We start from the raw sequence: 12,474 nt of genomic DNA, 5'->3' as shown, positions 1-12,474 counted from the left end.
TCAACACGCTCCTTCAGCGCGGCGGCCGCGGGCCACTCCGGCGAGCGCGAGCCCGAGCAGCGCTGCCTGGACGAGGCATGTCTCGACCGCAGGGTAGATGCCGAGCGCGGTGAATCGAGGGAGCGGCAGCCGGTGGAGCGGCAACAACCCGCAGAGCTGGAGGGCGGCCACGGCGCGGCCGGCGAGCGGGACGCACAGCAGACAGGCGACCCAGGCGGGAGGGCTCGCCCAGCGGCGCGCGGCCGCCCGGCTCGCGCGGGTGACCAGCGCCGCGCCGGCCGCGAGCAGCGCGAGCGTGATCGACACCCCGGCCACGGCGGACGGCGCGACGGGGAGCGACACCCCGAGCGCGGCGTCGAGCGCCGAGAACGCCGCGCCGAAGCCGGCCAGCAGCGCGGCCGCGAACACGGCCGCTCGGCCGCCTCGCGACAGGCCGCCATGCCATGGATCCTGCGAGCGCACCTGCCGCGCGCCGCTCCGCCGGGCGAGCGCCGCCGCGCCGGCGAGCGCCGCGAGCGCGAGCGAGAACGTCGCGCCTGCCGTGAGCGTTCGCCAGAAGCCGGTCATGTGCCCGAGCGCCGCCGCGACCCAGGCGGCGAGCGTGAGCAGCAGCGCCGCGCCCGACGCGACGTGGACGACACGCCGGCTCCGCGACGAAGCGACGGCGGAGAGCGCGGCGAGGAACAGCGCCGCAGGGGCGAGCTCGCGCAGCGCCAAGCGGCTCGAGACCTGGGCCACGAGCCGACCTGGCGCGCCCCCGGACCGCGCGAGCGCGACCTCGGCGTAGGTCGCGTCGCGCAGGAGCGTGGCCATGCCCGCGTCGAGCGTGTCAGTCGTCGCGCCTGCCGCGAGCGCCGCTCGAAGGGCGAAGGCGCCGTCGCCGAGGTCGTTCGCGAGCGCCTCGTTCACGGTGCGGACGCTCGCCTCGGCCACGTCGATGCCGTCGAGCTGGGCTGTGCTGAGCGCCTCGCGCGCGTCGACGAGCCTGCCCTCGCGCAGCGCAACGCGCCCCCTGTCGAGCGCGGCGCGCGCGATGGAGAGGGGGTGTGACGCGGCCTCGCCGCCATAGGCAACGCGCCGCCGGAGCTCCGCGAGGAGCGCCGCGTGCCGCTCGGCGGGGATCCCGCGCGCGGAGAGCTCGGCGCGCAGGTCCGCGTCGGAGCGGACCGCGAGCTCGACCATGGAGTAGTCCGGCAGATCGAGCGGCCTCGGGCTTTCGCCGGGCTCGGGGTGGTGGAGGCCGGCGACGTGGAAGGCGAGGTCCCAGCGGTCGCGGGCGGAGAGAAAGGTGAACGGCACCATGGCCGTGCCGCTGACGCCGAATCGAACCGCGGACTCGACACCGATGGGCGCGAGCTGCTCGGCGATGATCGCGTCGTGGAAGTTCGCCGGGTGCGGGACCAGGCTCGCCGCGCGCCGGGTATCGGCGTGCCCCGTCGGGCCGTGGCAGGTGGCGCAGTTCTCCTGGTAGAGCGCCGCGCCGCGCGCCGCGTCGGGCCGCGAGAGCGGCGCCTCCGCCAGCCGGAAGGCGGACGCGACCCGGTCGCGCGCGCCCCTGGCCGCGATGGCGACTCGATCCGCGGCGACCTTCGCCTCGACGAGCTCACGCACGCCGACGATGCCCTGCGCGAGGTCGCCCGCCCCGCTCTCGAGCGCAGACGGCTGGATGCGGGTGGCGACCTGGATCGCCTCGCCGAGCAGCGCCAGCTGCTCGTCATACTCGATGACGCTGGTGACAGCGCCGTTCGCGACGCTCCCGCCATAGTCCATTGCGACATAGCCGAGCACATGGACGAGGCGGCGCGCCTCGACCTCGGCCGGCTCCCCCGGATCCGCCAGCGCAGGGCGCTCGCCCAGGAGCAGGACGGCGGCCATGGCGGCCGCGCTGACCGCCGCCATGGCGGTGCGCCCGGCCGTCGTTGCTCGCGAGATACGCGGGAGTCGCGGAAGCCGCGGGAGGCGCGGAAGGCGCGGGGTGGAGCCGGCCCGCGCCGGCGATCCAGCGCCCACCCCCGTCGCGATCATGCGCCCAGATCGCGCGGGTAGGCGGAGAACAACCAGAAATCGCGATGTCACGTATCCCTCATACAATCGAAAAAGAGTTCATGCTAGCTTCCCTCGATCCTGCAGCGACCCGCTGCTCGACGACAATGCTTTGAGGTCCTCATGATGATCCCGCAGCGTGGCGCTCAGGGGCGCCGCACCGGCTGGCCAGGGAGCAGAAAGGTTTTGCAAGACTGACCTACCGCTGTCGCGCGAGGCGGCTACGGGCGAAGGCCCCGGCGTCCATCCTCCGTGCGAGCGCCCGTGCAAGAGCGAGCGGACGCGACGGACGCGACGGACGCGACGGACGCGACTGAGCGCTGGGACGACGAGCGCCCGCCGTCGGCGCCGGACACGTATTCAGTGTTGGCCAGTGTTGGCCAGTGTTGGCCAGTGTTGGCGCTCGCTCGACAGTCGCGACGGAATTCTGTTGTGCTTGAGCGCGCCCCGGCAATCGCTGTCCTCCGGCGCGGCTCAGAGACAGAGAACGGAGTGGTCTGCCGTCGGCGCGAGGCTCTCCGATTTAAGATGATCTCTCATGTGTGGTTTCGGTAAGATGGTAGCAGCGCGTTCACGTCCGATGCGCTGATCGCAAACGGTATCCGGCGCGATGCGATCGCTGACGTGACCGTGCCGGGAAGGCGCCCGGCTCGCCGCATGGCGAGCGTTTGTTGGAGGCAAGGCGGGATGAATCAGGAAGCTCGGAGGGTGAAGCAATGAAATTGAACCCCGGACATCTGGCCGCAGCGTCGGTGGCAGTGACGATGGCGTGGGCCTGCGAGGCGGCCGCCCAGTCGGTGATGAGGCAGCCCTATCTGCAGTCGTTGACGCCCAACTCGGTCTACGTGGTGTGGACGACCGACGTGGGCACGGACAGCCGCGTGCGCTACGGGACCGATCCGGCGAATCTGACGCAGACGGTGGATCTCGGCGCGCTCGCGACCCAGCACGAGGTGCTCATCAGCGGGCTCACGCCGAACACCCGCTACTACTACAGCGTCGGTACATCGAGCGCGGTGCTGGCTGGCGGCTCCTCCTCCTTCTACTTCGAGACGGCGCCGCCCGTGTCCACGCCGAAGAAGTTCCGGGCGTGGATCATCGGCGACACCGGCTACGGCGGCACGGCGCCCTGGGCGACGCGAGACGCGATGCTGAACACCGTCGGCGCGTACCGCCCCAACCTGTTCCTGCACATGGGGGACATGGCGTACAACTTCGGCACCACCGAGGAGTTCACCAACGGCTTCTTCAATCAGTACGCGGCGATCCTCCGCAACACGGTCGTGTGGCCGACGTTCGGCAACCACGAGGGCCTGAGCTCCGACTCGGCGACGCAAACCGGTCCTTATTACACCGCCTACGTGCTCCCCACCGCCGGGGAGGCCGGCGGGGTCCCCTCCGGTACGGAGGCTTACTACTCGTACGACTATGCAAACGTCCATTTCGTCGTGCTCGACGGCTATGGATCCTCGCGTTACTCGACCGGCGCGATGGCGGCCTGGCTCGCCGCCGATCTCGCCGCGACGGAACAGGACTGGATCATCGCGTACATGCACTTTCCGATGTACACGAAGGGCACCCACGACTCGGACGAGGACTGGCTGATCATCGAGCACCGGGAGTACCTCGCGCCCATCCTCGACGCGGGCGGCGTCGACCTCGTGCTCGCGGGCCATTCGCACAACTACGAGCGCTCGTTCCTCGTGGACGGCGCCTACGATACGCCGACCACGGCGGACGGGCACATCGTCGACGGGCACGACGGCAAGCCGCTCGGCGACGGCCCCTACGTGAAGCTCTCTGGCAAGGGGAGCCACGAAGGGGCGGTCCATGTCGTCGCCGGCCACGGCACGTACGTGGGCGGCTCCGGAGGCCACCCGCTCATGTACTTCAACGAGGCGCAGAGCGGCTCGTGCCTCCTCGACGTCGAGGACAACCGGCTCACGGTGTCCAACGTTCGCTACGACGGCGTGATCAGCGATCGCTTCGCGATCGTGAAGGGAACGGCCCTCGACGTCGCGGCGCCCGACGGCGGGGAGCGCCTGCCGCCGGGCGGCATCTTCCCGATCCGCTGGGCGACCGTGGGGAACATCCCCACCGTTCGGATCGAGTACACGACCGACAACGGCGCGACCTGGACCACGATCACGAGCAGCGCCGCCAACACGGGCCGCTACAACTGGGTGGTTCCCTCCACCGACACGACGACGGCGCTCGTGCGCGTCTCCGACGCCGAGCACCCGCTGCTCTCCGACGAGAGCAACGCCGGCTTCACGATCCAGAGCCTCCCCCGCACGGCGGTCTACTTCGGCGATTACTGGGTTTACGACGACCTGGGCGTCGACCAGGGTACGGCCTGGCGGAACCTCACGTTCGACGACTCCTCGTGGAAGGGGGGCTGGGGGCAGCTCGGCTACGGCGACGGCGGGGAGAGCACGGCCCTCTACCGGGCCACGCCGTCGTATCCCACCGCCTACTTCCGCAAGATCATCCCGATCGACGGGCCGGTCGCGCAGGCGACCATGAAGCTCATCCACGACGACGGCGTCGTCGTCTGGCTCAACGGCGCCCAGGTGGCATCGAAGCGCGTGACCAACACGGCCTACGGTGACTATGCGTCCGCGGAGTCGCGCGACGACGAGCTCACCACGGTGACGCTCTCCCCGAGCTCTTTCGTGGTCGGAAGCAACATCCTCGCCGTGATGGTCAAGCAATCGGCCCCCAATTCGACCGATCTGTCCTTCGACATGGAGCTGACGCTCACCTATGCGCCACCCGGCAGCGGGAGCAGCAGCAGCTCGAGCTCGTCCAGCAGCTCGAGCTCGTCCAGCTCGAGCAGCAGCACGAGCGTATCCAGCACGAGCAGCAGCAGCACGAGCAGCAGCACGAGCGTATCCAGTACGAGCAGCAGCAGCTCGAGCGCCTCGAGCACGAGCACAGGCAGCGTCATGATGGGCAGCGCGATGAGCGTGGGCAGCAGCGGCTCGGGCGGGGCCGGCGGCGCGGGCTCCGGAGGCACGCCCGTGTGCAGGACCGTGCAGCGCGGCGTCTTCGGCACGGTCTGGGACGCGACGCTCTGGTCGGCTTCGCCGACCTACAAGGATGGGTCGTTCCCGTCGATCTATACGGGCGGAGCCGGCACCGGAGGCTTCCGGGCTGCGCTGGTCTGGTTCGACCTCTCGTTCATCCCCGCGGGCGCGCCCGTCTACTCGGCCACTTTGACGATGAATCAGGTGTACAAGTCGTCGGTCACCACCGTTCATCTCCACGAGGCCCTCGCGCCCTGGGGCGAGACGACCGTGAGCTGGAACAGCTACAACCAGAGCTGGGAGCCGCTCAGCTTCGCGTCGATCGTCACCGTCAACGGCGCCGGCGATCGGACCGCCAACCTCACCGACCTGGTGCAGGACTGGGTGAACGGCGTCCTCCCGAATTACGGGTTCGTGATGGAAGAGGACGTGGCCGGGGCGACGCCATGGCGGGCCAGCGAGGACAGCACGGCGTCGCGCCGCCCGCGCCTCGAGGTCTGCTACGCAGAGTGATCGCGCACGGCAACGCCCCGGCGGGCATCGCCGGCCTACCTCGTCGCCCCCCCGCGCGTCCACGATCTCCCCTCCATCCCTAGGTAGCGCTGAGCGCCGCGCTGGCCAGCTTGGCTGCGCGGCCCAGCAGCACTGTCTACGCCGGTCGAGAGCCGCCTGCGGGCTCATGTGTCAACCGCCGGTTGACGTCGTTGACAGCGGCCCATGACAGCGGTGAGCGTGCCTGTTCGCCAGAGCCGGTGAAACGCCGTCCTTCGGCGGAAAAATGCAATCATGGTGCCCTGATGTGCTGCCGGTGGTGATGGCGCGCCGTGGCCTGGGCATTGCTCTCCACGTGAAGACAGGACAAGACATCACGTGGACATCGCGAGGACATGACGACCCGTGGGGGGAGGGGTGCGCAGAGGGGGTGAAGGGTGGGGGTCGTCGGTCGCGCGCAACGTCAACGATTGAGGGATGAACTCATGAGCTTGAAATTGACCTATGCTTTCGGTGCCCTGTTGTCGTTCGGCCTCGCCGGCTGCCTCGCGGCGGACGGCGCCGACCTGGATGTGGACGTGGACTCGGCGAGCGACGCGCTCAGCGCCGTGAGGATCGAGGCCGAGAACCAGAGCTGGTCCATCTCGTCGGGCGACAGGATCGAAGACAACGCGGACAACGTGAAGCTCCGCGCCAACCAGAGCGGGGACACCTTCAAGTTCTCCGCGTCGGTCGCGTCCGGCACGTACAAGATCGTCCTTCGTTACGCCACGCGGAACGTGTACGGCAAGTACGAGCTCGCCGTGAAGGGATCGTCGGTGAAGTCCTTCGACGCTTATGGCTCCTCCACCGGCGACAGCTGGACGACCGCGACGCTCGGGGAGAAATCGCTCTCTGGCAACGTCGAGTTCGCGCTCACGTGCAAGGGCAAGAGCTCCTCGTCGTCGGGGTACGACCTGAAGGTCGACTACATCGAGCTCGTGCCCGTGGGCGGCGGCGACTCTGGCGGGAGCTCGGGCGGCAGCAGCTCGGGCGGCGGCACCACGACGGCGGGGAACGGCGGCGTCGTCAGCTCGACGATCATCGTCAAGGCGGGCGAGACGTTCGACGGCGGCGGCAAGCGGTACATCGCCGACAAGAACACGCTCGGGGACGGCAGCCAGGCCGAGGACCAGAAGCCGGTGTTCAAGCTCGAGGACGGCGCGAAGCTGAAGAACGTGGTCCTCGGCGCGCCGGCGGCCGACGGCATTCACACGTACGGCAACGTCACGCTCGAGAACATCGTCTGGGAGGACATCGGCGAAGACGCCCTGACGGTCAAGAAGTCCGGCACCGTGGTGCTGAACGGCGGCTCCGCGAAGAACGGCGACGACAAGGTGTTCCAGATCAACGCGGCCAGCACGTTCAAGGTGTCGAACTTCACGGCGCAGAACGCCGGCAAGTTCATCCGGCAGAACGGGGGGACCGACTTCAAGGTCGACGTCTTCATCGACCGGTGCGACATCTCGAAGATGAAGGAGTCCATCTTCAGGACGGACAGCGGCAGCAGCAGCGTGACGATGACGAACACCCGCTACAGCGGCATCGGCAAGGCGCTCTTCATGGGCGTGAGCTCCTCGAAGATCACGACGTCCAACAACACGCAATATTGACCCGGCGGTTCTGCACATTTCCGCCAGGGCAGGAGCGTCCTCGCGGGCGCTCCTGCTCGCTCTCGCGCGGTGTCAAGGGTCAAGGGCCCTCCGCTCCGCCTCTTCCTCTCTGGCGAGCTGGCGAGAGGCTGGCGAGAGGCCTGGAGCGGTGTGTCGCGTCAGGCGCGCTCATGTCAACGTTCACATTCTTCGATCACTCACTGTTCCGGGAAATGTACCGCTAAATTGCGGATCTTTGTCGCGAGGAGAGAAGCGACTGTCATCGCGATAGGAACGCCGGTGTGGCATCATGCGCGAATGCGTACCATCACGGATAGGCTCACACGTAGCGCTCGATACCTCGCCTTCGCGGCCATGCCATTCGCCATCCTGAACTGCTCCAGCAGCGATCCCGATGTGTCGGGGGACGGCGGCGGGACCGCGGCGAGCTCCGGCTCACCGAGCGCCAGCAGCAGCAGCACCAGCAGCAGCGCCAACAGCTCGAGCTCGAGCGGCGGCGACGCCTCGACCACCACGACGTCGGGGGCAGGAGGCAGCGGAGAGGGTGGCGCGACGGGAGTGGGCGGGAGCGGAGAGGGCGGCTCCGGAGGGAGCGGCGGCGCGCCCTCCGAGGAGTTCGCGCTCGCGAGCACCAATCACGCGGAAGGCGCCAAGTTCGCCGACAAGTACACCTGCCAGACCGCCGGCTTCCAGAACAGCGTCATGCCGGAGCTCCACTGGACCCCGGGGCCCGCGGGCACGAAGAGCTACGCCATCACCTTCATCGATGTCACCCTGGCGCACGCGACGCCGTCGCAGCCCAACGGCTATCACTGGGTTCTGTACAACATTCCTGCCACCACCACCTCGCTGCCCGAGGGGTTCAAGCAGGCGGACGCGACGCAGCTCGGCGCCAAGCAGAACTCGAACTACCTCGGGCCTTGCCCCAATTTCGGCTCCAGCACCGGCACGAAGACCGACACCTACGAGTTCACGATCTACGCGCTCGCCGAGGAGTCGATCACGATCGCGGGCAGCGGCACGGCTGCAGTGAGGGACGCGGAGGAGAAGCTCGAGGAGAAGAACCTGGGCAGCGCGAAGCTCACCGGCACGTCCAACGCCTTCTCGAGTCGATGAAGCGGTCGCTGCTTTCTCGGTCCTGAAGCATCCTCTCGAGCGTTTCGAGAAGATTCACAGGGAGGCGGGGAGGCGGGGAGTACCATTTATGAATTTCCCTGTCTCCTCGCCTCGCTGTTCAAGCTCCTCTTCCCCGGAATGCCAATAAGATGAGGGGACTTGTCAGCTCTACAGCTTGACCCCGGGGTCGCAGGTGCGATGCCTCGGTGACCGTCGGCGGACGCGCAGCGCCTGCCGACTCGAGCCGTCCGTCATCCAGAAGCGGGGTCCCGGCGGCGGCCTTCCGGACGCTTCGGGGCCTGCTGCGAGGAAGGCAGGGTCTCCGCGAGCTTGCCGCTCCCCTGTTCGAACAGCTTCTTCTCGTACCAGGGCCGTGTGGCGTGCGCGCGAGCGAGATACGCGAGCGCGAGGACGCCGAGGAGCGGCAAGGCGGCGTAGGCCACGGAGTGGGCGGTCACGTCGGGGCCGATCGCGCTGGCTGAGCTCCACGAGGGGACATAACGCGCCTTCACCGTCTCGCCCTCGCTGAGGCGGGCGAACGCGCCGTGGGACACCTCGTCGGAGAAGGCGGCGCCGCCTTGGCCCCGCATCGTGACCTCGAAGCGGGTGTGGTCGCCGTCCTCGTTCTCCTGGAGCCGCGTCACGCGGACGTCCACCGTCTCGCCCAGCCAGCGGCGCGCGTGGAAGGCCGCGAACGCCATGTTGAACACGAGCGACGCGACGGCCGCGGCGATGGCCCACCGCATGTGGAACGCCGCCCTGCGCGCGAACCGCTCGCCGAGCGGCTCGGACGAGAGGAGCATGCGCCCCCCGCGGGGGGGCGCGAGCAGGTATCCCTGCGCCTGTTCGCGGTACCCCTGGGCCTGCGCCTCGGGATCGGGCGCGCGCCGGAGCTCGCCGATCGCGAAGACCCTCTCGCCTGGAAGGAGCTCGGCCACGCGGACGCGCCGGGTGAGATCGATCCGGATGATGCCGTCGAGCGCGTCGACGAGCTGCACGTCCTCGCCCGGCTCGACCCGGATGCGCGCGCCGGACGCGTGGCGAAGATAGAAGGGGTGGACTCGGACCCTGCGGCCGGTCTCGGCCCACTGGTAGGTCCAGACCCCGGAGGTCTCGGACTCGGACCCTTCCTCCTCGATCTCGACGCGCACCGCCACGTCCGCGCCTTGCTCCCGCTCGACGGTGCCCATGACGACGGCCTCGCCGGGCGCGAGCGCGGCGCCGGGCATGAACGAGGCCTCGGCCTGCGCGGCGGCGCGGCGCTGCCGGCGCGAGAGCCGGAGCGCGAGCGCCGCGAGGACGAGCAAGCCGGCCGTCGCGACGCCGTCCACCAGGAGCGACGACAGCCCGGCGTCGAGGTGGTATCGGCTCACGAGCAGCCAGATCCGGGGTTCCATGGCCGGCCATGAGAGCGCAAACCGGCGCGCCCGTGCGAAAAACCCGGCGCGCGCCTGCCTTCCGGAGGAACGATGTCTGCCACGCCGCCTCCCTTCGGCGTCCACGAGCCTGACACGGCAGGGCCGATCGTCGTCAAGCGCGCGCCGTCGAGCCCGCGCTGCTCGGCAAACGTCGCACAGGTGCGCTCTCGTCCCACCATCGGATCCGCTGTTCCACAGCACTCTCGTGGCGCATGCAGACGTTGACACCGCGACGCGACGCACGGAGATTCCGCCCTCAACACCAGGCCCGGGATGATGAGGCTCTCCATGCGCCCTGACGGTTTCTCGCTCTCGTGCTCGGCACTCGCCAGCGTTGCTTTCATCGGTTTCCGCGGTACCGAGCACGTCTCGCAGCCGTACGAGTTCGAGCTCTTCTTCTCCGTCCCGACGAGCACCGACGTGCGCAAGGCGGTGGGCGAGCGGGCGACGGTGCGCGCGAGCCGCGGCGACGGGAAGGACCCGCTCGTCGTGCACGGCGTCATCGCGAGCGTTCGCCTCTTGCACCAGAGCGCGGAGCGGGCGCTGTACCAGGCGCTGCTCGTGCCGAAGCTCTGGTTTTTGCGCCACTTCTGGCGCAGCCACGTCTTCACGAACCAGCCCGTCAAGGAGTTCCTCTCCGCGACGCTCCAGAACGGCGGGCTCGCGGGCGGCGAATTCCGCTTCTCGATCAACGACGGCGACTACTCGGTCGAGGAGTTCGTCGCGCAGTACCGCGAGACGCACCTCGCGTTCTTTCACCGGTGGCTCGAGCGCGAGGGCCTCTACTACTTCTTCGAGCACCCGGAGGACGGGCCCGGCGAGGTGCTCGTCATCGTCGACGATCGCGGGCTGCACGACGACTTCCCGGGCGGCGGGGTCGTGCGCTACGTCCCGCTCTTCGGCGACGACGTGACCGCGCCGCCGGGCCTGCACCAGATCGAGCAGACCGTGCAGTGGCTGCCGAAGACGGTCACCATCGCCGACTACAACTACTCGAACCCGTCCGCGTCGGTGAAGGGCGAGAGCAGCATCACCGCGAACGGGGTGGGGGCGATCCGCGAGTACGGCTTCCGCGTCTTCGTGCAGAGCGACGCCGAGCGCCTCGCGCAGGTGCGCGCGCAGTCGATCGGCTGCCGCGAGGTGACCCTGCGCGGGAGCGGCGACGCGCTCGGGCCGCGGGCCGGGTACCGGTTCTCGCTGGACGATCAGCCCGCCGACGTCGTCGACCAGTGGCTCGCGCTCGAGGTGCAGCACAGCGCGTCGATCGCCGGGATCACGCCCGAGGTCGCGCGGCTGACGGGGCTCTCGGCCAAGGACATCTACGCGATCAAGCTGCTCGCGATCCCGGCCGACGTGCAGTTCCGCGCGCCGCAGGCGACGCCGTGGCCGCGCATCTACGGGTTCGAGAACGCGATCGTCTGCGGCCCCGCCGACAGCCAGTATGCGCAGATCGACGCCGACGGCCGCTACCTCGTGCGCTTCGAGTTCGACACGAGCGGCCTGCCCGACGCGCGCATCTCGACGCGGGTGCGCATGATGCAGCCGCACGGCGGGACGACCGAGGGCTTCCATTTCCCGCTGCGCAAGGGCACCGAGGTGATGATCTCCTTCCTCGGCGGCGACCCGGACCGGCCCTTCATCGCCGGCGTCGTGCCCAACGCGCACCGGCCGAGCGTCGTCGCGGAGCGCAACCTCAGCCAGAACATCATCCGGACCGGGAGCGGCAACCAGCTCGTGCTCGAGGACGAGCAGGGCAAGGAGTTCATCTTCCTCAGCACGCCGAACAACCGCACCGGCATCTACATGGGGACGCCGAGCGCCAACCACGGGGCGGTCTACACGGGCGACGGCGACACGCAGACCGGCACGTTCCTGTCCCCCGAGAACGCCGACCCGGCCATCGCCGGCAGTAGCCTCGTCGACGTCACGTTCAGCTACCTCGAGACGACCTCGGGAGACGGCGGCTCATGGATCGGCGGCGACTCCTGGGAGAACGTCAGCGGCAACAAGTTCAGCATGGTGGTCTGCAACCTCTGGGCGGGCATCGGCGGGACGTACACGCTCCAGGTCACCGCCGCGGCGACGGAGACCTACTACGCGACGCGCAAGACCACGATCAAGACGGGCCGCGAGGACACGGTCGAAGCCGGCGGCATGAAGCAGACCATCACCGACGGGATGACGCTGACCATCACGAGCGGCGGGATGAAGCATGACGTCCACGGCAAGTTCGAGCAGACGATCGAGCCGGAGGGCTCGTCGACGGTGACCGGGCCGTGGATGCACAAGGTCACGGCCGAGAACTTCGACGACTACAAGAGCTGGAAGACGGAGGTCGCCACCACCTGGAAGGGCCACTTCGGCGGGGACGTCGACCTGAAGTCCGACACGAACATCCTGATCAAGGCGCCCAACGCGAAGATCACGGCCACCAACCTGAAGTGGGAGGTGCTCGGGCTGACGTTCGACCTCACCCCGAACAAGCACGAGCTCTACTTCTACAAGGGGGCGACCGGCGTCATCAAGACGGACCACGCCGCGCTCGCCCAGCAGGCCTACTTGCTCAAGCTCGAGACGTCGTTGATCAAGCTCGACTTCGCCGCGTTCGATAAGAAGGCCGTCGGCGCCAAGATGGATCAGTTCGGCACCTACCTGAAGCATCAGGCGGTCGCCCTGACCCTCGCGGGGCTCATCGCGTGGAACAGCGCCTTCACGAAGATCTGA

General features: G+C 68.9%; 6 protein-coding genes. 4 read left to right on the top strand and 2 right to left on the bottom strand.

Going from position 1 to position 12,474, the window contains the following annotated elements:
• On the bottom strand, positions 1 to 1,899 hold the full coding sequence (locus WME97_RS26830) for a c-type cytochrome (RefSeq protein WP_437541318.1): 1,899 nt from the start codon (positions 1,897 to 1,899) through the stop codon (positions 1 to 3).
• An 860-nt stretch (positions 1,900 to 2,759) separates the two neighbouring features.
• Here WME97_RS26830 and WME97_RS26825 point away from each other — a divergent pair.
• The 3 genes from WME97_RS26825 to WME97_RS26815 all read left to right on the top strand — a co-directional run bounded on the left by WME97_RS26825 (position 2,760) and on the right by WME97_RS26815 (position 8,332).
• Positions 2,760 to 5,585: a DNRLRE domain-containing protein gene (locus WME97_RS26825; RefSeq protein WP_437541316.1), complete on the top strand. Its 2,826-nt coding sequence runs from the start codon at positions 2,760 to 2,762 to the stop codon at positions 5,583 to 5,585.
• 965 nt (positions 5,586 to 6,550) lie between these two features.
• Complete coding sequence (locus WME97_RS26820) at positions 6,551 to 7,216, top strand: pectate lyase (RefSeq protein WP_437555504.1); 666 nt, start codon at positions 6,551 to 6,553, stop codon at positions 7,214 to 7,216.
• A 354-nt stretch (positions 7,217 to 7,570) separates the two neighbouring features.
• Entirely contained in the window at positions 7,571 to 8,332 is a 762-nt protein-coding gene (locus WME97_RS26815; protein WP_437541314.1) for a YbhB/YbcL family Raf kinase inhibitor-like protein, read from the top strand.
• Between the two features lie 251 nt (positions 8,333 to 8,583).
• Here WME97_RS26815 and WME97_RS26810 read toward each other — a convergent pair whose 3' ends face one another.
• Positions 8,584 to 9,729, bottom strand: coding sequence for a hypothetical protein (locus WME97_RS26810; protein WP_437541311.1), 1,146 nt, complete (start codon positions 9,727 to 9,729; stop codon positions 8,584 to 8,586).
• 309 nt (positions 9,730 to 10,038) lie between these two features.
• Between WME97_RS26810 and WME97_RS26805 the strand changes: the two genes are divergently transcribed.
• Complete coding sequence (locus tag WME97_RS26805; protein WP_437541309.1) at positions 10,039 to 12,474, top strand: type VI secretion system Vgr family protein; 2,436 nt, start codon at positions 10,039 to 10,041, stop codon at positions 12,472 to 12,474.

This window comes from Sorangium sp. So ce367 (genome assembly GCF_051520455.1).
Classification (GTDB): Bacteria; Myxococcota_A; Polyangia; order Polyangiales; family Polyangiaceae; genus Sorangium; species Sorangium cellulosum_B.
The sequence above is the reverse complement of the archived record's forward strand: the minus strand, read 5'-3'. Positions and strand labels throughout refer to the sequence as shown.